This window comes from Streptomyces calvus (assembly GCF_006782915.1).
Classification (GTDB): Bacteria; Actinomycetota; Actinomycetes; order Streptomycetales; family Streptomycetaceae; genus Streptomyces; species Streptomyces calvus.
The window spans coordinates 57,444-78,247 of the sequence record NZ_VCNP01000051.1 but is presented as its reverse complement, the minus strand read 5'-3'; the positions used below and the strand labels follow the sequence as shown (position 1 = coordinate 78,247).

Below are 20,804 nucleotides of genomic sequence, written 5' to 3'. Positions count from 1 at the left end.
CGTGGTCGGCCCAACTCATCGGACAACGGGGGACGTTGATGTCGGCATTCCGTCGTGCCGCGGCCTGGTGCGTCGACTTCGCGCTGGTGGTGGCGCTGGCGTCGGGGCTCGCGGTGCTCACCTTCCAGCGGATCTCCGCGCTCGTCACGGACGTGCCCGCGCTCGCCGCCCGGGGCGGATTCGACCTGCTGACCTCACGCGGTGACGTGCTCGGCGCCTCGGAGGAGTTCGGCCTGTCACTGTGGGACAAGTCGGTGCTCTACGTCGAGCAGGCCTTCGCGCTGCTGGTCCTGGCGGCCTTCCTCTACCAGTGGGCGTGCCTGGCCCTGGCCGGGCGCACCGTCGGCAAGGGACTGACCGGACTGAAGGTCACGCCGCGGGCGTCCGGCCGGGCGGCGGTCCGGGCGGCGGTGACCACGGTGGCGGACGTCGCCGTGTTCGCGGTGGCCTGCGTGCTGCTGGTCGAGGGACGGTTCGTGCTGTCGCTGCTGGTGTGGGCGTGCGCGGTGGTGCTGTTCCTGTTCAACGCGCTGCCCGTGCTCGGCCCCGCCCGCCGCTCCCTCGCCGACCGGGTGGCGGGCACGGCGGTGACCGGCGTGCGCCTCAGCATGCCCGGCGCCATGCACCGAGTTCGTACTTCTTGAGCAGCGAACTCAGCTTCAGGCGGCGGGAGTCGGCGCAGAAGCGGTCGGTGGGCAGCTCGTACTCGGCGTGGAAGACGGCCTTGTCCGCCTCGACGAACGGCGTCAGCTCGTCGCACTCGCCGTACTGGGCGCACTGTTCGTTGACCGCGAAGTCGAAGTCGTCGACCAGCTCCGGGATCTGGTCCAGGTCGTTCTTCAGGCCGACGGCCAGGCCGCGGTCGTGGGCGAGCTTTGCGATCAGCCGGTTGTAGCGGAGCTGGTCGTCGGCGGTGAGCGGGAACCCGGTGCGGTTGCGGTAGCCGTCCATGTTGTCCGGCTCCACCGCGTCGAAGCCCTTGTCGCGGCACATCTCGATGCGCTCCGCCATGATCGGTTCCAGTACGTCGGTGCGGCGGATGTCGAGCCAGCGCTCGCCCTCCCAGCCGTTGCCCCGGCCGATCACCGACTTCGGGAAGTCGTCCGCGTCGGGGCGGAAGTCCTCCCAGGCGCCGGTGGACAGGTAGCAGATGACCTTGCGGCCGTCGCGGTGCAGCGCCTCGACGGTCTCCCGGGAGTGGTCGAAGCCGTCGATGTCGTATACCGGAACGTCGACGGAGGTGTCGAGGCGTCCGCTGAGCTGCCACTGCCAGGCGGTGCCCGGCCGGGGCTGCCAGCGGTCGCCGGCAGCGGGCGCGTCGGGGCCGGGTGCGGTGGTGCAGGCGGCCGCCAGCGCGGCGAGGAGCAGGACGGTCGGGAACGGGCGTCTCACCGGGCGGTCTCCAGAAAGGGCGGCGGTGTGGTCGGCACCGCGCGGGGCACACAGGAACCTCAAGCATGATCGTCCCCGCCTGAGGGTCCGGCGGCGGGGTCCCCGGGATGACCACCGCGTCACCGCGAGGTGAACACCCGCCCGAATGATCGGACGCGGGGACGCGCGTACCCTCGTCCCGAGTGTTCGCCGCACCGGGGAAGGCCCCGACGGGACCGCCCCAGCACCTCGCGACTAGGGTCGGCTGCCGGGCCCGGTCGACCCACACCTTTCGGCCACAGCAACTTCACATCGGAAGCGAGAATTCACCACCGTGACTGCTCTCACTCTCAGCACCGCCGCGGTCCCCGGCCTGCGGGCCGACGCGATCGTGATCGGTGTCGCCAAGGGTTCGGCGTCGAAGCCCGGGGCCCCGGTCGTCGCACCGGGCGCCGAGGCCGTGGACGAGGCGTACGACGGCAGGCTCGCCGGCGTTCTGGAGACGCTCGGCGCGTCGGGTGGCGAGGGCGAGGTGACGAAGCTCCCCGCGCCGGCCGGCTTCAAGGCGCCCCTCGTGGTGGCGGTGGGCCTCGGCGCCCAGCCCGAGAAGGACGCCGGTTACGACACCGACGCCCTGCGCCGGGCAGCCGGTGTCGCCGCCCGTGCCCTCGCCGGCACCAAGAAGGCCGCGTTCGCCCTGCCGGTGGCGGACGCCGCCGACGCCGGCGCGGTCGCCGAGGGCGTGCTGCTCGGCGCGTACACCTTCGACGCCTACAAGGACCGCGGCAAGGACGCCAAGAACGGCAAGGCCCCGCTCGGCGAGGCCGCGCTGCTCGGCGGCAAGCCCCGCGACAAGGCGTTCAAGGCCGCCGTCGAGCGGGCCACCGCCGTCGCCGAGGAACTCAACCGCGCCCGCGACCTGATCAACACCCCGCCGAACGACCTCAACCCCGAGGCGTTCGCGGCCATCGCGCAGGCGGCGGCCAAGGAGCACGGCATCAAGGTGCAGGTGCTCGACGAGAAGGCCCTGACCAAGGGCGGCTACGGCGGCATCCTCGGCGTCGGCGCCGGCTCCGCGTCCGGCCCGCGCCTGGTGAAGCTGTCGTACACCTCCTCCAAGGCGAAGAAGCACCTCGCCCTGGTCGGCAAGGGCATCACCTACGACTCGGGCGGCATCTCGCTGAAGCCGGCCGGCCACAACGAGACGATGAAGTGCGACATGAGCGGTGCCGCCGCCGTGTTCGCCGCGGTCGTCGCCGCCGCGCGCCTGGGCCTCGACGTCAACGTCACCGGCTGGCTGGCCCTGGCCGAGAACATGCCGTCCGGCTCCGCCACCCGTCCGGGTGACGTGCTGCGCATGTACAGCGGCAAGACCGTGGAGGTGCTCAACACCGACGCCGAGGGCCGTCTCGTCCTCGCCGACGCGCTGTGGGCCGCCTCCCAGGAGAAGCCGGACGCGATCGTGGACGTGGCCACCCTGACCGGCGCGATGATGCTGGCCCTGGGCAGCCGCACGTTCGGCATCATGGCGAACGACGACGCCTTCCGCACGGCCGTGCACGAGGCCGCCGAGGAGGTCGGTGAGCCGGCCTGGCCGATGCCGCTGCCGGAGCACCTGCGCAAGGGCATGGACTCGGCGACGGCCGACATCGCCAACATGGGCGAGCGGATGGGCGGCGGCCTGGTCGCCGGCCTGTTCCTGCGGGAGTTCGTCGGCGAGGGCATCACCTGGGCCCACCTGGACATCGCCGGCCCCGCCTTCAACGAGGGCGGCCCCTTCGGCTACACGCCCAAGGGCGGTACGGGAACGGCCGTGCGGACGCTGGTCCGGCTCGCGGAGCGGGCCGCCGCCGGCGATCTGGCCTGACCCGTTCCGGGTGACGGGGCCTCGCGCGCGGGCAGGGCGGGGCCCCGTCACCGCACCCGGCGGGAGAACGTGGGGTGTCTCACATGCCTGCCCGGCGTCTCGTCCGGTGCCGACAAGTGCGAAGATGGGGCTCGGCAGGACAGGGCCCCCACCGAAGGGCCGAAGGCAAGAAGCGGCCGCACACCAGCCGCCGACCGGTCACTGGAGACCGGCGTGGCGCACATGCATGGAGGACGTGACGTGGCGAACGACGCCAGCACCGTTTTCGACCTAGTGATCCTCGGCGGTGGCAGCGGTGGTTACGCCGCGGCCCTGCGCGGGGCGCAGCTGGGCCTGGACGTCGCCCTGATCGAGAAGGACAAGGTCGGCGGTACCTGCCTGCACCGGGGTTGCATCCCCACCAAGGCCCTGCTGCACGCGGGCGAGATCGCCGACCAGGCCCGCGAGAGCGAGCAGTTCGGCGTGAAGGCCACCTTCGAGGGCATCGACGTACCGGCGGTCCACAAGTACAAGGACGAGGTCATCTCGGGCCTGTACAAGGGCCTGCAGGGGCTCATCGCCTCCCGCAAGGTGACCTACATCGAGGGTGAGGGCCGACTGTCCTCCCCGACCTCCGTCGACGTGAACGGGCAGCGGATCCAGGGCCGCCACGTCCTGCTGGCGACCGGCTCCGTGCCGAAGTCGCTGCCGGGCCTGGAGATCGACGGCAACCGGATCATCTCCTCCGACCACGCCCTGGTCCTGGACCGCGTGCCGAAGTCCGCGATCGTCCTCGGCGGCGGCGTGATCGGCGTCGAGTTCGCCTCCGCCTGGAAGTCGTTCGGCTCCGACGTCACGATCATCGAGGGCCTGAAGCACCTCGTGCCGGTCGAGGACGAGAACTCCTCCAAGCTGCTGGAGCGCGCCTTCCGCAAGCGCGGCATCAAGTTCAACCTGGGCACGTTCTTCCAGAAGGCCGAGTACACCCAGGACGGCGTCAAGGTCACCCTGGCGGACGGCAAGGAGTTCGAGGCCGAGGTCCTGCTCGTGGCCGTCGGCCGCGGCCCGGTCTCCCAGGGCCTGGGCTACGAGGAGGCCGGGGTCGCCATGGACCGCGGCTACGTCCTGGTCGACGAGTACATGCGCACCAACGTTCCGACCATCTCCGCCGTCGGTGACCTCGTCCCGACCCTCCAGCTCGCGCACGTCGGCTTCGCCGAGGGCATCCTGGTGGCGGAGCGTCTGGCCGGTCTCAAGACCGTCCCGATCGACTACGACGGCGTCCCGCGGGTGACGTACTGCCACCCGGAGGTCGCCTCCGTCGGCATCACCGAGGCCAAGGCCAAGGAGATCTACGGTGCGGACAAGGTCGTCGCTCTGAAGTACAACCTGGCGGGCAACGGCAAGAGCAAGATCCTCAAGACCGCGGGCGAGATCAAGCTCGTCCAGGTCAAGGACGGTGCCGTGGTCGGCGTCCACATGGTCGGCGACCGCATGGGCGAGCAGGTCGGCGAGGCCCAGCTGATCTACAACTGGGAGGCGCTGCCGGCCGAGGTGGCCCAGCTCGTGCACGCCCACCCGACGCAGAACGAGGCCCTCGGCGAGGCCCACCTGGCCCTGGCCGGCAAGCCCCTCCACTCCCACGACTGACGCCCTCAGTCACCGGGCGCGACGACACAGACTTCCGCACTTTTAAAGGAGCAACCGAAACCATGGCGGTTTCCGTAACCCTTCCGGCGCTCGGCGAGAGCGTCACCGAGGGCACTGTCACCCGCTGGCTGAAGGCCGAGGGCGAGCGCGTCGAGGCCGACGAGCCGCTGCTCGAGGTCTCCACCGACAAGGTCGACACCGAGATCCCCGCTCCCGCCTCCGGCGTGCTGTCCTCCATCAAGGTCGCCGAGGACGAGACGGTCGAGGTCGGCGCCGAGCTGGCGCTGATCGACGACGGCAGCGGCGCCCCCGCCGCCGCCCCGGCCGCCGAGCAGGCGCCCGCCGAGCAGGCCGCCCCGCCGGCTCCCGAGCCGCAGCCGCAGGCCCAGCCGTCCACCGAGCAGCCCGCCCCGGCCCCGGCGCCCACCGCCGAGGCCGCGACCGGCGGCGGCTCCGCCCAGGGCACGGACGTGGTCCTGCCCGCGCTGGGCGAGTCCGTCACCGAGGGCACCGTCACCCGCTGGCTGAAGTCGGTCGGTGACACCGTCGAGGCCGACGAGCCGCTGCTGGAGGTGTCGACGGACAAGGTCGACACCGAGATCCCCGCCCCCGCCTCCGGCACCCTGCTGGAGATCGTGGTCGGCGAGGACGAGACCGCCGAGGTCGGCGCCAAGCTCGCCGTCATCGGCGAGGCCGGTGCCGCTCCGGCGGCCGCCCCGGCCCCGGCCGCCCCCGAGGCCCCGGCACAGCCCGAGCCCACCCCGGCGCCGCAGGCCCCCGCGGCCCCGGCCCCGCAGCAGGCCGCTCCGGCCCCGGCCGCCCCGGCGCCCGCTCCGGCCGCCCCGGCGCCGCAGGCCCCCGCGGCTCCGGCTCCGGCTCCGCAGCCGGCCGCTCCGGCCCCGGCCCCGGCCGCTCCGGCCCCGGCTGCCGCTCCGGCCGCTCCCGCCGCCGCCCAGCCGACGGACGAGGGCGCCTACGTGACCCCGCTGGTGCGCAAGCTCGCCGCCGAGAACGGCGTCGACCTGTCCACCGTCCAGGGCACCGGCGTCGGCGGCCGCATCCGCAAGCAGGACGTCCTCGCCGCCGCCGAGGCCGCGAAGGCCGCCGCCGCTGCCCCGGCTCCGGCCGCCCCGGCCGCGCCCGCCGCGAAGAAGGCCCCCGCCCTGGAGGCCTCCCCGCTGCGCGGCCAGACCGTGAAGATGCCGCGCATCCGCAAGGTCATCGGCGACAACATGGTCAAGGCGCTGCACGAGCAGGCGCAGCTGTCCTCGGTCGTCGAGGTCGACGTCACCCGCCTGATGAAGCTGCGCGCCCGCGCCAAGGACGCGTTCGCGGCGCGCGAGGGCGTGAAGCTCTCGCCGATGCCGTTCTTCGTCAAGGCCGCGGCCCAGGCGCTGAAGGCCCACGCGCCGATCAACGCCAGGATCAACGAGGCCGAGGGGACCATCACCTACTTCGACACCGAGAACATCGGTATCGCGGTGGACTCCGAGAAGGGCCTGATGACCCCGGTCATCAAGAACGCCGGTGACCTCAACATCGCCGGTATCGCCAAGGCCACGGCGGAGCTGGCCGGCAAGGTCCGCGCCAACAAGATCACGCCGGACGAGCTGTCCGGTGCGACCTTCACCATCTCCAACACCGGTTCGCGCGGCGCGCTCTTCGACACGATCATCGTGCCGCCGGGCCAGGTCGCGATCCTCGGCATCGGTGCCACGGTCAAGCGTCCGGCCGTCATCGAGACCGAGGAGGGCACGGTCATCGGCGTCCGCGACATGACCTACCTGACCCTCTCCTACGACCACCGCCTGGTGGACGGCGCCGACGCGGCCCGTTACCTGACGGCGGTCAAGGCGATCCTGGAAGCGGGCGAGTTCGAGGTCGAGCTCGGCCTGTGACCCGCGGTCACTGACACGGTCGTACGGTGCCCCCGTCCGGAAGCCGCTGAGGCTTCCCGGGCGGGGGCATCGGCGTCCGTCGGGCCCCGGCGCGCGCGTATGGACCGTGTAAGTCTCGTCTCACCTGGGCGAAAGCGCCCCCGTGCGCCCTTCCCGGGCGGGCTCGCGGCCGTATTGTCTAAGCGTCACCGCCCCCGGGGGCCAGTGGGGCCCCTCCCGAAGGAGCTTTCATGACCGCGCCCGTCGTCCACTCGCTGCGCGAACAGATCCGCGAGCACATCCTGGAAGGGATCATCAGCGGACGCTGGCAGCCGGGCGAGCGGATCGTGGAGCGGCGCATCGCGACGGAGCTGGAGGTCAGCCAGACGCCGGTGCGGGAGGCGCTGCGCGAGCTGGAGTCCCTGCGGCTGATCGAGTCGGCGCCGAACAAGGGCGTACGTGTGCGGAACCTGACCGCCGCCGACCTGGAGGAGAGCTACCCGGTCCGGGCGGGCCTGGAGGCGATCGCGGCGGAGCTGGCGGCGGCGCGGCTGGCGGAGGACTGCTCGGCGCTGGAGCCGCACGTGGCGGCGTTGTACGAGGCGGACCGGCTGTCCGACGGGACGGGTCAGGTGCGGCACACGGTGGCGTTCCACCGGGAGCTGGTGCGGGCGGCCGGGAACTCGGTGCTGCTGCACACCTGGGAGGGGCTCGGGATCGAGGTGTTCACGGCGCTGTCGATACGGTGGCTGGGCACCGTGCAGCAGTCGTACGCCGAGGAGCACGAGGAGCTGGTGGCGGCGTTCCGGCGGCGGGATCCGCGGATCGCGGAGCTGGTCAAGGCGCATGTACTGGGCTGCGCGCCGCGGGCGTAACCGTTTCCGCCGCCTCCGCCGCCGCTTTCCGTCACCTTCCGGCGGGACTCGGAGGCCGGCGAGGACACCCCTTCCCACCTGCGCAAACCCCCGGAGCAGGCGTCACCGCGTGCCATTTTCGGAGGCACCGCGTGCCGACTTTCTCGTGATCAAGAGATTTTGACCCTCAACCCTTTGATCGATCATCGATCAGGGGGTTACAGTCGCCAGCGGGCTCGCACCCGAGCCCCCGCCCTGTCCTGCCAAAGACCAAGGGCACCCCCGAACCCTTACCGATGAGGGAACCCCCTTCGACTGAGGAAGGCGGCGACATGACCGACCCCAACGCCATCCAGCCGAGCGAGCTCGACCAGCTCCCGGACCGCGACCCCGAGGAGACCGCCGAGTGGCAGGCCTCCCTGGACGCCGTCGCCAAGGCGGCCGGGCCGCACCGTGCCGCGTACCTGATGCGCCGCACGCTGGAGCGCGCCGAGGGAGCCGGCATCGCGCTGCCGAAGCTCCTCGAGACCGACTACGTCAACACCATCCCCACCTCCGCCGAGCCGGCCGTGGACGGCGACGAGGAGATGGAGCAGCGGATCACCGCCTGGAACCGCTGGAACGCGGCGGCCATGGTGACCCGCGGCAGCAAATACGGCGTCGGCGGCCACATCGCCACCTTCGCCTCCGCGGCCTGGCTGTACGAGACCGGCTTCAACCACTTCTTCCGCGGGAAGGAGGGCGACGGCTCCGGCGACCAGCTCTACATCCAGGGCCACGCCTCCCCCGGCATCTACGCCCGCGCCTTCCTCGACGGCCGGATCAACGAGCAGCACCTGGACAACTTCCGCCGTGAGGCGGGCGGCAACGGCCTGCCGTCGTACCCGCACCCGCGGCGCCTGCCCTGGCTGTGGGAGTTCCCGACCGTCTCCATGGGCCTCGGCCCGATCTCCGCGATCTACCAGGCGCGCTTCAACCGCTACCTGACCAGCCGCGGCATCAAGGACGTCTCCGACTCGCACGTGTGGGCGTTCCTCGGCGACGGCGAGATGGACGAGCCCGAGTCGACGACCGCGCTCACCCTCGCCGCCCGCGAGCAGCTGGACAACCTGACCTTCGTCATCAACTGCAACCTGCAGCGCCTCGACGGCCCGGTCCGCGCCAACTTCAAGATCGTGCAGGAGCTGGAGGCCCAGTTCCGCGGCGCCGGCTGGAACGTCGTCAAGACCCTGTGGGGCACGGCCTGGGACGAGCTGTTCCAGCTCGACACCACCGGCGCGCTGGTACGCCGGCTGCGCGAGGTACCCGACGCGCAGGTGCAGACGTACCAGACGCGCGACGCCGCCTACATCCGCGAGGACTTCTTCGGCAAGGACCCGGCGCTCGTCGAGATGGCGAAGCTGCTGAGCGACGACAAGATCCTCGAGTGCTTCCACGTCTCGCGCGGCGGCCACGAGGCCCGCAAGGTCTACGCCGCATACAAGGCCGCCCTCGCCCACAAGGGCGCGCCGACCGTGATCCTCGCGCAGACGGTCAAGGGCCACACCCTCGGTGAGGGCTTCGCCTCGAAGAACGCCAACCACCAGATGAAGAAGCTGACGGTGGACGAGTTCAAGGCGATGCGCGACCGCCTCGGCCTGCCGATCTCCGACGCGCAGTTCGTCGACGACGTGGTGCCCTACGCGCACCCGGGCGCCGACTCCCCCGAGGTCCGCTACCTCCAGGAGCGCCGCGCCGCCCTCGGCGGTCCGGCCCCGGCCCGCCGCGTCCACCCGGTCGCGCCGCTGCCGCAGCCCGCCGACAAGGCGTTCGCCGCGTTCGACAAGGGCTCCGGCTCGCAGAACGTGGCCACCACCATGGCGTTCGTCCGCCTGGTCAAGGACCTGGTCCGCGACAAGGAGACCGGCAAGCGCTGGGTGCCGATCGTCCCCGACGAGGCGCGCACCTTCGGCATGGAGAGCCTCTTCCCGTCCCTCGGCATCTACTCGCCGATGGGCCAGACGTACGAGCCGGTCGACCGCGACCAGCTGATGTACTACAAGGAAGCCAAGAACGGCCAGATCTTCAACGAGGGGATCACCGAGGCCGGCGCCATGGCCGAGTTCATCGCCGCCTCGACGTCGTACGCGACGCACGGCGAGACGATGATCCCGTTCTACATCTACTACTCGATGTTCGGCTGGCAGCGCACCGGCGACCAGATGTGGCAGCTCGGCGACCAGCTCGGCCGCGGCTTCCTGGTCGGCGCCACGGCCGGCCGGACCACGCTGACGGGCGAGGGCCTGCAGCACGCCGACGGCCACTCGCCGGTCATCGCCGCGACCAACCCGGCGGCACTGACGTACGACCCGGCGTTCGCGTACGAGATCGGCGTCATCGTCAAGGAGGGTCTGCGCCGGATGTTCGGCGAGGCCCGGCCCGGCGAGGACCAGAACGTCTTCTACTACCTGACGGTCTACAACGAGCCGCTGCCGCAGCCCGCCAAGCCGTCGGCCGCCGGCGTCGACGAGGGCATCGTCAAGGGCCTGTACCGCTTCAACACGGCGGAGTCCGCGGGCCTGTCCCCGGCGGCGAACGCGCCGCGCATCCAGCTGCTGGGCTCCGGTACGGCGATCCACTGGGCGCTGAAGGCGCAGCGGATGCTCGCCGAGGAGTGGGGCGTGGCCGCCGACGTGTGGTCCGCCACCTCCTGGACGGAGCTGCGCCGGGACGCCATGGAGGCGGACGAGGCGCTGCTGCGCGGCGAGGACCGGGTGCCGTTCGTCCGGCAGGCGCTGCAGGGCGCGGAGGGCCCGGTGCTGGCGGTCTCCGACTACATGCGCCAGGTCCCGGACCAGATCGCGCAGTGGGTCGAGCAGGACTACACCTCGCTGGGCGCCGACGGCTTCGGTCTGTCGGACACCCGTGAGGCGGCCCGCCGCCACTTCGGTGTGGACGCCGAGTCCATCGTCGTCGCGTCCCTCGCCCAGCTCGCCCGGCGCGGCGAGGTGCAGGCGACGGCCGTGAAGGAAGCGCGCGAGAAGTACGGCCTGTGACGGTCCGATCATGCAGGAAGGCCCCCGCTCCGGCGGGGGCCTTCCTGCATGATGGGCCCATGCGTGCTGCCCGGCTGATCAAGATGGTGCTGCTGCTGCAGTCCCGGCCCGCCATGACCGCCGCCGAGCTGGCGCGGGAGCTGGAAGTGTCGGAGCGGACCGTCACCCGCGACGCGCAGGCCCTGTCGGAGGCCGGGGTGCCGGTGTACGCCGACCGGGGACGGATCGGCGGGTACCGGCTGGTCGGCGGTTACCGGACGCGGTTGACGGGGCTGGCGCGCAGCGAGGCGGAGGCGCTGTTCCTGTCCGGGGTTCCGGGGGCGCTGCGCGAGATGGGGCTGGAGGACGCGGCGTCGGCGGCCCGGCTGAAGGTGTCGGCGGCGCTGCTGCCGTCGCTGCGGGACGCCTCGCGGACGGCGGCGCAGCGCTTCCACCTGGACGCCCCGAACTGGTTCCGCGAGCCGGTGACGCCCGAGTTGCTGCCGGCGGTCGCGGACGCGGTGTGGGACGACCGGCGGATCACCGCCCGCTACCGGCGCGACGACACCGAGGTGGAGCGGGAGTTGGAGCCGTACGGGCTGGTGCTGAAGGCGGGCGTCTGGTACCTGTGCGCGCGGGTCGCCGGGACGGAGGCCTTCCGGGTGTACCGGATCGACCGGTTCACGGCGGTGGAGGCGGGCGAGGAACGCTTCGAACGGGCGGCGGAGTTCGACCTGCCGGCGTTCTGGGAGGAGCGGGCGGAGCAGTTCGCGCGGTCCCTGCTGCGGGCGGAGGTGGTGGTGCGGCTGACCGCGCAGGGCGTGCGCCGGCTGCCGCACACGGTGGATCCGGCGTCCGCCCGGGAGGCGCTGGCGGAGGCGGGCGGGCCCGACGGCGACGGGTGGGTGACGGTGACCCTGCCGGTGGAGTCCGAGGAGGTCGCCCACACGCAGCTGACGGCCCTGGGCGCGGACGTGGAGGTGCTGGCCCCGCGGAGCCTGCGGGAGCGGTTCGCGGCCGAGGCGGCACGGCTGGCGGAGCTGTACCGGCCGCGATAGTGCGCGCACTCCGGGTGCGTCGCCCGGTCCCAGGGCCGATGCTGGACGCGTGATGGACGAGACGGAGTTCTGGGAGCTGATGGACGCCGCCCGGGAGGACGCCGAGGGCGACCCGGAGGAGCAGGCGGACCTGCTCGTGGAGCGGCTCGTGCGGCTGGACCCGGAGGCGGTCCTGGACTTCGCCCGTCACTTCGAGGCCCGCTACCACCGCGCCTACCGCTGGGACCTGTGGGGCGCCGCCTGGCTGCTGCTGGGCGGGGCGAGCGACGACGCCTTCGACTACTTCCGGTGCTGGCTGATCGGCCAGGGCCGGGAGGTGTTCGAGGGGGCGCTGCACGACCCGGACGCGCTCGCCGACCTGCTGGAGGACTTCGACGAGGAGCTCGACGGCGACGGCGAGGACCTCGGTTACGCGGCGGACGAGGCGTACGAGCAGCTCACCGGCACGGTGGCGCCCGACCTCGGGCTGCCCGCGGCCCCGGCGGAGCCGGAGGGCACGCCGTTCGACCTCGAGAACGAGGCGCTGCTCGCCGAGCGCTACCCGCGGCTGTGGGAGCGGTTCGGGGGCTGAGCCCCGGCCGCTCCCCCGGTGCGCGGCGGTCGCTCACGTGCGCCGGTGCGGGCCGGGTGCGTGGCGCAGGGGCGCGGCGTTGGCCTGCATGAGGGCGGAGGCGGTGTGGGCCGCCGGGCCCAGGACGACGGCCGCGGCGGCGCACAGGGCGGTCCAGGGGCGGCGCAGGGCCTCGGCCCAGGTGGTACTTCGGTCAGGGGTGTCGTTCATCGGTTCTGCTCTTCGTTCGGTGTGTCGCTGTGCCGTACGGGACTCCGTGCGGCGTTCTCGGTGAGGTTGCCGGTGTCCTTGCGGGTGCCGGTCCGGGTGTCCCCGGTGTCACGGCCCTGGAGGCGGGCCGCGAGGTTCCTGACGTCCGGGAGGCGGGCCTCCAGGGCGGCGCCGGGGCAGTCGGTCATGTAGCCGTCGCTGTGCCCGGCGAGCGCGGGCAGCGTGGCCGTGGTGCCGGCCGCGTACCGGCTGCCGCCGTTGCTGGAGACCAGCCGGACGCGGGCGCGCGGGTCGGTGCCGGACGTGCCGAGCTTCCAGGCGGCCAGCGCGGCGATGGAGCGCAGCATCTCGGGCGGCACGTACGTGCCCGCGGTGAAGGTGCCCAGGGCGGCGATGCCGGTGGTGCGGTGGTTGAAGCCCTGGGTGTGGGCGCCGGTGACGGCGCGGTCGGTGCCGCCCGCACGGCCCTCGTAGATGGTGCCGCAGCGGTCGACGACGAAGTTGTAGCCGAGGTCGTCCCAGTCGCGGCCGAGGGTCTGGCCCTCGTACAGGCCCCGGATGATGCCGGGCGACTCGGCGCAGTCGTAGTCGTTGGGCGAGTCGGTGTGGTGGATGAAGACGGCGACGACCCGGTCGTCGTAGCGCGGCGGCGGCTGGTCGCGGATGGCGTCGCCGAGCCAGGCCGAGCGCGGCACGACGTCCGGGCGGGGCGCCTGGTGGGCGGGGGTGTTCCGGGCGCTGCCGGCGGCACCGGACTCGGCGGCGTGTTCCACGCCGTGGGCGCAGAGCACCAGGGCCACGGCGGCGGCCAGGCCCGGCAGACAGCCGAGCGGGGCCGCGGCGGCCCTGGGCAGGCCCGGGGTGCCGGGCCCGCCGGGTATCCGGGGGGAGCGGCGCTTCCGCGCTCCGCGCGGTCTCCTGAGGACACGCATGGTCTCACTGTGGGACGGATCCGCCCGGTCCGCGATCCGTGGTGTGCCACCCGGTGGAACCGATCCGTGGTGCCACCCGGTGGAACCATCGTCCCGGTCCGCGTCGTTTCCCCCGGTACACGCGCGCGTGGCCGCATTCGGGCGGCCGTCGCGCGCGCGGCTGATCGGCGGGCCCCTCCCCCACGTATGCAGGGGTCCGGGAGAAAGGCGGCGTGCGTGGACCTGCTCGACATCCTGCTGTTGCTGGTCGTCCTGGCCTACGCGGCGTCCGGCTACCGGCGCGGGCTGCTGGCCGGCTGTGTGTCGCTGGCCGGTTTCGTGGGCGGTGCGGCCGTCGGCGTGTGGCTCCTGCCGTGGGTGATGGACCTGGTGCCGCCGGGGACGACGCGGGCGACGGTGACGGCGGTGGTCACGGTGCTGCTGCCGGCCGTGGCGGGCCACGAGCTGGCGGGGCGGCTTGCGCTGAGGCTGCGGCGGGAACTGGACCGGGGGCCGCTGCGGGTCGCGGACGGCATCGGCGGGGCGCTGGCGAACGGGGCGGCGGTGCTGATCGTGGCGTGGGTGGCGGCGAGCGTGCTGGGCGCGTCCTCGTCGCCGCTGGTGACGTCGGCGATCCGGGACTCACGGCTGCTGGGCGCGGTGCAGGAGACGATGCCGGACACCACTCCGGGCTGGTTCTCGCGGGCCACGTCGGCGCTGACGGAGGCGGGTTTCCCGCAGGTGTTCAACCCGTTCGAGAACGAGTCGACGGCCGAGGTCGCCGAGCCGACCGGGGACAGCGTCACGCCGGCCGCCACCCGGGCCGCACAGCGCAGCACGGTGAAGGTCGAGGGCGTGGCGGGCACCCAGGGCCGTGAGGGCAGCGGCTTCGTGTTCGCGCCCGAGCGCGTGATGACCAACGCCCATGTGGTGGCCGGCATCGACGAGCCGACCGTGCGCGTGGGCGGGGTGGGGCGGGCGTATGCGGCGCGGGTGGTGCTGTTCGACCCGCGCAAGGACGTGGCCGTGCTGTACGTGCCGGAGCTGCGGGCGCCGGTGCTGCGCTTCGACGACGACGCCGGCCGCGGGGACCCGGCGGTCGTGGCGGGCTATCCGCAGAACGGCGACCTGGACCTGCGGGCGGCGACGGTCGCGAGCCGGGTGCAGGCCAGGGGCCAGGACATCCACCACACCGAGACGGTCGTCCGCGAGATCTACTCGATCCGCTCCACCGTGCGCCCGGGCAACTCCGGCGGCCCGCTGCTGACCACCGACGGCCGGGTGTACGGCGTGGTGTTCGCGCGGTCCACCTCGGACGCCGGGACCGGCTACGTGCTGACGGCGGCCGAGGTGACGCCGGACGCCGAGCGCGCGGCACGGGCGACGGCGCCGGTGGACACGGGAGAGCCGACCACCTCGTAGGAGGACGGACGGCCTCCGGGCGGGGCCGGCGTCCTCAGTCGGCCGGTCCGAGCAGGGACCGGCCCATCATGATGTCGTCGACGTAGGCGCCGTCGAGGAAGAACTCCTCCGGCTGGACGCCCTCCACGACGAAGCCCTCGGACTCGTACAGCTTCCGGGCGGCGGTGTTGTGGCCGAGCACGCGCAGGGTGATCCGGCGCGCGCCGCGCTCGCGCGCCTCTGCGACGGCGGCGCGCACCAGCGCCCGGCCCACGCCCAGGCCGCGTGCCTCCTCGGCGACGGCGAGGCCGCGGATCTGCCGGACGTGCGCGTTGGAGGCGAGTTCGGTGGGGAAGCCGAGCCGGACGTAGCCGACGACCCGGCCCCCGTACTCGGCGACACGGTGGTCCGCGGGTCCGGAACGCTCGCTGAAGAAGGAGTCGTACGGCGGTTGCGGCGGCGGGGTCACGGCGTGCAGGGGCGACCAGGTGGCGGCGTCGAGGCGGGCCAGTTCCCCCTCGTCGCCGTGCCGGGCGGTGCGTATCAGGGGCTCGGGCATGTGGGCCACTGTACGGCCGCGGTGCCCGGTGCCTCCGTGAATTTCCTCCCGGCAGCGGCAGGATGGCGTCATGGAACGTTCACGAATCGCGGTGGCCGGTGCGTCCGGGCTGATCGGCGGCGCCCTGGTGCGGGCCCTGACGGCGGACGGGCACGAGGTGGTCCGGCTGGTGCGGGGCGCGGCCCGGGCGGCCGACGAGGTGCGGTGGGACCCGGAACGGGGGTCGGTGGACGCGGACGGGCTGGCCGGGTGCGGGGCCGTGGTCAATCTGGCGGGGGCCGGGGTCGGCGACCGGCGGTGGACGCCGGCGTACAAGGCGCGGCTCCGGGCGAGCCGGGTGCGCGGCACGGCCGCGCTCGCCGAGGCCGTGGCCGCTCTGCCCGAGGAGGTGCGGCCCCGGGTGCTCCTCAACGGCAGCGCGATCGGCTACTACGGCGAGACCGGCGGGCGGACGGTGGACGAGAGCGCCCCGCCGGGCGAGGGCTTCCTGCCCGGGCTGTGCGTGGAGTGGGAGGCCGCGGCGGCGCCGGCGCGGGAGGCGGGGGTGCGGACCGTGTTCGCGCGGACCGGGCTGGTGGTGGCCCGCGGCGGCGGTGCGTGGGGGCGGCTGTTCCCGCTGTTCCGGGCCGGGCTGGGCGGCCGGCTCGGGGACGGGCGCCAGTACTGGTCGTTCATCGCGCTGCACGACGAGGTGGCCGCGCTGCGCCATCTCCTGGACACCGAAGGGCTGTCGGGGCCGTTCAATCTGACCGCCCCGTACCCGGCGACCAACCGTGAGATCACCGAGACGATGGCGCGTGTGCTGCACCGGCCGGCCCTCTTCGCGGTGCCGGCGCCCGTGCTGCGGACCGTGCTCGGGGAGATGGCCGGGGACGTGCTGGGCAGTGCCCGGGTGGTGCCGGCGCGGCTGCTCGAGTCGGGGTTCCGGTTCGCCTTCCCGCGGATCGAGGAGGCGGTCAGAGCAGCGCTGTGACCACGTACGACCGCGATGCGCACGGAACTGAGCCCTCTGCGACCACTTGGGGCCCATCCGATGCATGTATGCGACCGTCGTGCGCCCGTGCTCTGTCCATGCGCGACTGACCACGTGACCGATCACGGCCCTAACCTCGACCAGAACTCGGGTATCCCTGGGGCCTGTTGAGGGCATGACGTCTCCAGCGCCCGCGCAACCTCGAGGAGGGGCACGTGCTTGAGCCCACGTACCAGGCGGACGTCGTCATCGTGGGAGCCGGGGTGGCCGGGCTCTCCGCGGCGCGACGGCTGACCGGCGCAGGAGTCACCACCCTGGTCCTGGAGGCCGCCCATGAGGTGGGCGGCCGGATGGCGACCGAGAAAGTCGACGGCTTCCGGCTCGACCGGATCGGGCGGCTGCTGTCCACGGCCTGTCCCGAGCTGCGGCTGACACCGGGGCTCGACGGGCTCGAACTGAGTCCCTTCGCGCCCGGCGTCCTGCTGCACAGCGACGGACGGCACCATCGTGCGGGCGTGCGCGCGGGTGCCGGGGGCGCAAGGGGGGCGCGCAGCGCTCGGGGTGCCCTCCACGCGGTGCGCGCCCTGGCGACGGCGCCACGGCCCGGCTCCGGGCCCCGCAGGCCGGTGGCCGTGCCGGGCCGGCAGGTGTCCGTGCCCCGCAGCCGTACCGGCGCGCCGCTGGGCACGGCGGTCGACCAGGCCCGGCTGGGCGCCGCGTTCGGCAGGCTCGCGGCCACGCCCGTGGAACGGCTGCTGGCCCGGCCCGAGCTGCCCGCAGCCGAGGCGCTGACGGCCCGCGGGCTGCCGGCCCGCACCATCGACGGCTTCCTGCGTCCGCTGCTCGCCGCCCTGCTGTGCGACCCGGACCTGACGACCTCCAGCCGGTGCGCGGACCTCGCGCTGCGCGCCTTCGCGAGCGGACGGCTGTGTCTGCCGCAGGGCGGCGCGGAGGCGCTGCCGCAGCGGCTGGCGCGGGCTCTGCCGCCGGGCACGGTGCGCACGGGGGTGCGGGTCACCTCCGTGTCGACGACCTCGGTGACCACCGCCGAGCACGGCGAGTTCCGGTGCGGCGCGGTGCTGGTGGCGACCGGGGGGCGGGCCGCCGGTGAGCTGCTGCCGGGGCTGCGCGTGCCGGACTTCCACCCGGTGACGGTGCTGCACCACACGACCGACGAGGCCCCGGCGACCGGTGCCTCGCTGCTGCTCGACGCGGACCGGGGCGGGCCGGTCGCGCACACGGCGGTCGTCAGCGGGGTCGACCCGTCGCGCGCACCGGCCGGTCGCACGCTGGTGACGTCGACGGTGCTGGGCCCGCCCGGGCCGGGGCTCGACACCGCCGTACGCATGCACCTGGCCCGGCTCTACGGGGTGTCCACGGCCCGCTGGGAGACGCTGGCCGTGCACCACACCGCCGACGCGGTGCCGGCGATGCGGCCGCCGCACGACCTGCGGCGGCCGGTGCGGCTGCTCGCGGGCCTGTACGTGTGCGGTGACCACCGGGACACCGGGACGGTGCAGGGTGCCCTCCACTCGGCCCACCGCGCCGCCACCGCGATCTTGACCGACCTGGGCGCCGACCACCCCCTCCACTCCGCCGACCCGCTGCCGACGGCACGGGCGGCGTGACCTGGCGGTCGGCGGGCCGGACCGGAACCGGTAAGGGGCCGGTGGGGCGGGTCCGCCGCCCGGCGTCCACGCGGTGCCGCCGTCCTCGCCCACCCGCGGCACGCATGCCCGCGGCCGGGTGAGGACGGCCGGGCACGGCACCCGCTGCCGCCCCCGGAAGGGACATTCGTCGGCGGATCTCGTGGCGAGCGCGACGCCGGGCCGCGTTCCCCGCGGGGCAGCCCGGCCATCCGGCTCCGCGACGGGCCGGGCGGGCTGTTTTGGGCACGGGCGTCGCCGGGCCGTGTCCGCGCAGAGGCCCGCCGGCGTCCGGGACCGCGACGCGGTCCGCGGGCACCGGGCGCGAGCCGCCGGCTATTCCTCCCCCGGCGCGAAGTCCTCCACGAAGTAGCTGTCATGGCGGATGCGGAACTGCTTGAGCTCTTCACCACCGCGCTGCGTCATCTCCGCCACCCGCTCGAAGTACTCCTCGCGTGGGGCGCCCGGGGAGAAGATCATGAGCATGGTCATGGGCTCGTCGGTCACGTTCTTGAAGGCGTGCAGGCCGCCGACCGGTACGTACAGGAAGTCGCCTGCGCGGCCCGTGACCCACTTCTCGCCGTTGTACAGCTCCAGTTCGCCGGAGAGGATGTAGAAGGACTCCGACATCGCCTTGTGGAAGTGGGTCTTGGCCCCAGCGGACCGTGCGCCCAACTCCACCTTGTACAGGCCGAATTCGCCGCCGGTCGACGCGTTGGTGGCGAGGTAGTGGGTGGAGCCGCCGGGTGAGGAGATGTCCGGTGGGCTGTCGGCCGGGCGGAAGGCCGCGTTCACTTCGCCCCTGTCGCCGTGGTAGCGGTCTTCCGGGTACTCGAGGTGTTCCGGGTACGACATGATGCGCTCCTCCTGGCAGGTCTCCCGAGCATCGTGGCCCCCGCCTCCACGAGGCGGCATCGGGCTTCCGGATGATCCGGTCCGACCCGGGCCGAGGGCCGGGGACCTAGGTCGTGCCGTTCGGACCGGCCCGGCTGTGAGGTGCCGTGCCTTCGGGCCCCACGGCACCGGGACGATCCGAACGGCAGGCCCTCGTACGGCGGCACCGGGCCGAAGAGCCGTGGGGCCGCTCCCGCCGGTCTTCCCGGCGTGCGGCGACGCCCTCCCCGGACACGACGTCGGCCCCCACGACCGCGACGGGTCTGGAGGCCGACGTGACGCTCGCCGGCGGTGCCGGAGGCGCTCAGGCCCAGGCACCCGGGCCGCGGACCGGCCGCTCGGGTCAGCCGTAGGCGGCGACCCGGTCGCGGTAGGTGCGGACGGGGCCCGCGTCCCGGTACGGCTCCAGACGGCGTTCGAAATCGCGGACATACTCCACCGCCCGTACCGAGCGCATCTCGGCGGCCTGGGCGGCGGCCTCGGCGGCCAGCTGGCAGGCCTGGTCGAGTTCGCCGAGGCCGAGGCGGGCGGTGGCGAGCACGACCCGGCAGAACAGCCGGCTGCGGGCGTAGCCCGGGGCGCGCAGTTGCAGGGAGCGCTCGGCGTGCTGGGCGGCGGCGCGGAACTGCTGGAGGTCGCGGTGGCAGTGCCCGAACTCGTCGGCGAGCTGCGCCTCGTCGAAGAAGCGCGCCCAGGGCGGCACCTCGTCGCCGGGACGGGCGGCGTCCAGGGCGCGTTCGGCGCGCACCAGCGCGGCCGTGCAGGCCCGCACCTCGCCGAGCACCCCGTGCCCGCGCGCCTCCGCGGCGTGCAGCAGCGCCTGGACGACCGGCGGTGCGGAGCCGCCCGCGCCCTGCTGCGCGACCCGGGCGAGCTGCACGGCCTCCCGACCGTGGCCGAGGTAGACGGCCTGCCGGCTCATGGTGACCAGCACGTACGCGCCGTACGCCCGGTCTCCGGCCGCCTGGGAGAGGCGCAGCGCCTGCACGAAGTAGCGCTGGGCGAGTCCGTGCGCGGCGATGTCGTACGACGTCCAGCCGGCCAGCCGGGTCAGCTCGGCGGCGGCCGCGAACAGCCGGCGGCCGGTCTGTTCGCCGTACGCGCCGCGCAGCATGGGCTCGCACTCGTGCTCCAGGTAGCGCACGAGGGCCTGGCGGGCGTGGCCGCCGCCGTAGGCGTCGTCGAGGGTGCGGAAGAGCTCGCCGACCGAGCGGAGCGCGGCGATGTCGCCGCCGGTGACGCGGTGGCCGGGGACGCGCTCGGAGGTGGGGCGCCGGCGCGCGGCGAGTTCCTGCGGGCCGACCGGGCGGGACGCGGGGCGGCCCTGGGGCGGGACCCGCGGCGGCGGCTCCGCGCGGGCGACCTTCTCGTCGGCGCGCCCGATGAGCCAGTCCCGGCTCGGTACGACCAGTCCCGCCGAGGTGAAGGCGATCTTGCGCAGTTCGGCGTGGCTGCCGGAGTCCTTGCGCCACAGGCCGCTGACGATGTCGACGGCCTCCTCGGGGGTGGCGGCGAACTCCAGTCCGGCGTAGACCGGGGCGCAGGCGTCCAGGCCCAGGTCCTGGGCGGTGAGGCGGCGGCCGAGGCGGCGGGTGAAGACCTCGGCGATCAGGGCCGGTGTGGTGCCCCGGGGCTGCTGGCCGCGCAGCCATCGGGTGACGGACGTCTTGTCGTATCTGAGGTCGAGCCCGTGTTCCAGACCGAGCTGGTCCACGCGCCGGGCGAGTCCCGCGTTGGAGAACCCCGCTTCTGCGATGAGCGCGGCGAGCTGTCGGTTGGGGGTGCGCTGCGCGGGTCGTTCCGTCATCTGCGGTGCGGTCTCCTGCCTTCCGGCTAACGATGCGCCCGGATTGCCTGTGAGCAGCCATTATGGCCTCGTGGACGGCGCGAATGTAGCGGAGAGTAAGCGCGTGATCGCAGGCTTCCGGCCGCATTCATCCGATCGTGTGAGGATTGCCGGGATGCTGAC

The 20,804-nt window shown here is 73.6% G+C and carries 17 protein-coding genes; 11 read left to right on the top strand and 6 right to left on the bottom strand.

Annotation, left to right across the window (positions count from 1 at the left end; genetic code table 11):
* The first annotated feature begins 38 nt into the window (after nucleotides 1–38).
* Nucleotides 39–644 carry an RDD family protein gene (locus FGW31_RS25325; protein WP_142195822.1) on the top strand — a complete coding sequence of 202 codons (606 nt, stop codon included), beginning with the start codon at nucleotides 39–41 and terminating at the stop codon, nucleotides 642–644.
* Here the strand turns inward: FGW31_RS25325 and FGW31_RS25320 are convergent.
* Nucleotides 604–1,392 (bottom strand): endo alpha-1,4 polygalactosaminidase, encoded by a 789-nt coding sequence (locus tag FGW31_RS25320; protein WP_142195821.1) that lies wholly within the window; start codon nucleotides 1,390–1,392, stop codon nucleotides 604–606. The two genes, FGW31_RS25325 and FGW31_RS25320, sit on opposite strands and share 41 nt — an antisense overlap.
* A gap of 313 nt (nucleotides 1,393–1,705) precedes the next feature.
* On the opposite strand from FGW31_RS25320, the gene FGW31_RS25315 reads away from it, so the two are divergent.
* The 7 genes from FGW31_RS25315 (at nucleotide 1,706) to FGW31_RS25285 (ending at nucleotide 12,241) form a co-directional block, all read left to right on the top strand.
* Entirely contained in the window at nucleotides 1,706–3,238 is a 1,533-nt protein-coding gene (locus FGW31_RS25315; RefSeq protein WP_142195820.1) for a leucyl aminopeptidase, read from the top strand.
* Nucleotides 3,239–3,478: 240 nt separating this feature from the next.
* The gene (gene lpdA / locus FGW31_RS25310; protein WP_142195819.1) at nucleotides 3,479–4,867 is read left to right on the top strand and encodes a dihydrolipoyl dehydrogenase; all 1,389 of its coding nucleotides are present in this window, start codon (nucleotides 3,479–3,481) and stop codon (nucleotides 4,865–4,867) included.
* Between the two features lie 62 nt (nucleotides 4,868–4,929).
* A complete protein-coding gene (gene sucB, locus FGW31_RS25305) occupies nucleotides 4,930–6,765 on the top strand; it encodes a 2-oxoglutarate dehydrogenase, E2 component, dihydrolipoamide succinyltransferase (RefSeq protein ID WP_142195818.1) in 1,836 nt (611 codons plus the stop codon).
* Nucleotides 6,766–6,995: 230 nt separating this feature from the next.
* Nucleotides 6,996–7,619 carry a GntR family transcriptional regulator gene (locus FGW31_RS25300; RefSeq protein WP_142195817.1) on the top strand — a complete coding sequence of 208 codons (624 nt, stop codon included), beginning with the start codon at nucleotides 6,996–6,998 and terminating at the stop codon, nucleotides 7,617–7,619.
* Nucleotides 7,620–7,930: 311 nt separating this feature from the next.
* Nucleotides 7,931–10,633, top strand: coding sequence for a pyruvate dehydrogenase (acetyl-transferring), homodimeric type (gene aceE, locus FGW31_RS25295; protein ID WP_142195816.1), 2,703 nt, complete (start codon nucleotides 7,931–7,933; stop codon nucleotides 10,631–10,633).
* Nucleotides 10,634–10,692: 59 nt separating this feature from the next.
* Nucleotides 10,693–11,670 carry a helix-turn-helix transcriptional regulator gene (locus FGW31_RS25290; protein ID WP_142195815.1) on the top strand — a complete coding sequence of 326 codons (978 nt, stop codon included), beginning with the start codon at nucleotides 10,693–10,695 and terminating at the stop codon, nucleotides 11,668–11,670.
* A gap of 52 nt (nucleotides 11,671–11,722) precedes the next feature.
* On the top strand, nucleotides 11,723–12,241 hold the full coding sequence (locus tag FGW31_RS25285) for a DUF4240 domain-containing protein (RefSeq protein WP_142195868.1): 519 nt from the start codon (nucleotides 11,723–11,725) through the stop codon (nucleotides 12,239–12,241).
* A gap of 33 nt (nucleotides 12,242–12,274) precedes the next feature.
* Here FGW31_RS25285 and FGW31_RS35105 read toward each other — a convergent pair whose 3' ends face one another.
* Nucleotides 12,275–12,451 (bottom strand): hypothetical protein, encoded by a 177-nt coding sequence (locus FGW31_RS35105; RefSeq protein WP_167530116.1) that lies wholly within the window; start codon nucleotides 12,449–12,451, stop codon nucleotides 12,275–12,277.
* Entirely contained in the window at nucleotides 12,448–13,383 is a 936-nt protein-coding gene (locus tag FGW31_RS25280) for a peptidoglycan recognition protein family protein (RefSeq protein WP_142195814.1), read from the bottom strand. The genes FGW31_RS35105 and FGW31_RS25280 overlap by 4 nt, the downstream gene beginning before the upstream one ends.
* A gap of 216 nt (nucleotides 13,384–13,599) precedes the next feature.
* Here FGW31_RS25280 and FGW31_RS25275 point away from each other — a divergent pair, with 216 nt between their 5' ends.
* Entirely contained in the window at nucleotides 13,600–14,784 is a 1,185-nt protein-coding gene (locus tag FGW31_RS25275) for a MarP family serine protease (RefSeq protein WP_142195813.1), read from the top strand.
* A gap of 34 nt (nucleotides 14,785–14,818) precedes the next feature.
* Here FGW31_RS25275 and FGW31_RS25270 read toward each other — a convergent pair whose 3' ends face one another.
* The gene (locus tag FGW31_RS25270) at nucleotides 14,819–15,322 is read right to left on the bottom strand and encodes a GNAT family N-acetyltransferase (protein ID WP_142195812.1); all 504 of its coding nucleotides are present in this window, start codon (nucleotides 15,320–15,322) and stop codon (nucleotides 14,819–14,821) included.
* Between the two features lie 70 nt (nucleotides 15,323–15,392).
* Between FGW31_RS25270 and FGW31_RS25265 the strand changes: the two genes are divergently transcribed.
* Nucleotides 15,393–16,295, top strand: a complete 903-nt coding sequence (locus FGW31_RS25265) for a TIGR01777 family oxidoreductase (protein ID WP_142195811.1) — start codon at nucleotides 15,393–15,395, stop codon at nucleotides 16,293–16,295.
* Between the two features lie 215 nt (nucleotides 16,296–16,510).
* Nucleotides 16,511–17,923 (top strand): NAD(P)/FAD-dependent oxidoreductase, encoded by a 1,413-nt coding sequence (locus FGW31_RS25260; RefSeq protein WP_142195810.1) that lies wholly within the window; start codon nucleotides 16,511–16,513, stop codon nucleotides 17,921–17,923.
* 354 nt (nucleotides 17,924–18,277) lie between these two features.
* Here FGW31_RS25260 and FGW31_RS25255 read toward each other — a convergent pair whose 3' ends face one another.
* Both FGW31_RS25255 and FGW31_RS25250 read right to left on the bottom strand, forming a co-directional pair.
* Complete coding sequence (locus tag FGW31_RS25255) at nucleotides 18,278–18,796, bottom strand: cupin domain-containing protein (protein ID WP_142195809.1); 519 nt, start codon at nucleotides 18,794–18,796, stop codon at nucleotides 18,278–18,280.
* 382 nt (nucleotides 18,797–19,178) lie between these two features.
* Nucleotides 19,179–20,642 carry a regulator gene (locus tag FGW31_RS25250; protein ID WP_142195808.1) on the bottom strand — a complete coding sequence of 488 codons (1,464 nt, stop codon included), beginning with the start codon at nucleotides 20,640–20,642 and terminating at the stop codon, nucleotides 19,179–19,181.
* Nucleotides 20,643–20,804 lie beyond the last annotated feature (162 nt).

Excerpts from the sequence above, each read along its gene's own strand:
- FGW31_RS25255 (WP_142195809.1), bottom strand. The coding sequence starts at position 18,796 with ATGTCGTACCCGGAACACCTCGAGTACCCGGAAGACCGCTACCACGGC.
- FGW31_RS25250 (WP_142195808.1), bottom strand. The coding sequence starts at position 20,642 with ATGACGGAACGACCCGCGCAGCGCACCCCCAACCGACAGCTCGCCGCG.
- aceE (WP_142195816.1), top strand. The coding sequence starts at position 7,931 with ATGACCGACCCCAACGCCATCCAGCCGAGCGAGCTCGACCAGCTCCCG.
- FGW31_RS25285 (WP_142195868.1), top strand. The coding sequence starts at position 11,723 with ATGGACGAGACGGAGTTCTGGGAGCTGATGGACGCCGCCCGGGAGGAC.
- FGW31_RS25270 (WP_142195812.1), bottom strand. The coding sequence starts at position 15,322 with ATGCCCGAGCCCCTGATACGCACCGCCCGGCACGGCGACGAGGGGGAA.
- FGW31_RS35105 (WP_167530116.1), bottom strand. The coding sequence starts at position 12,451 with ATGAACGACACCCCTGACCGAAGTACCACCTGGGCCGAGGCCCTGCGC.
- FGW31_RS25325 (WP_142195822.1), top strand. The coding sequence starts at position 39 with ATGTCGGCATTCCGTCGTGCCGCGGCCTGGTGCGTCGACTTCGCGCTG.
- FGW31_RS25280 (WP_142195814.1), bottom strand. The coding sequence starts at position 13,383 with ATGCGTGTCCTCAGGAGACCGCGCGGAGCGCGGAAGCGCCGCTCCCCC.
- FGW31_RS25265 (WP_142195811.1), top strand. The coding sequence starts at position 15,393 with ATGGAACGTTCACGAATCGCGGTGGCCGGTGCGTCCGGGCTGATCGGC.
- FGW31_RS25300 (WP_142195817.1), top strand. The coding sequence starts at position 6,996 with ATGACCGCGCCCGTCGTCCACTCGCTGCGCGAACAGATCCGCGAGCAC.
- sucB (WP_142195818.1), top strand. The coding sequence starts at position 4,930 with ATGGCGGTTTCCGTAACCCTTCCGGCGCTCGGCGAGAGCGTCACCGAG.
- FGW31_RS25290 (WP_142195815.1), top strand. The coding sequence starts at position 10,693 with ATGCGTGCTGCCCGGCTGATCAAGATGGTGCTGCTGCTGCAGTCCCGG.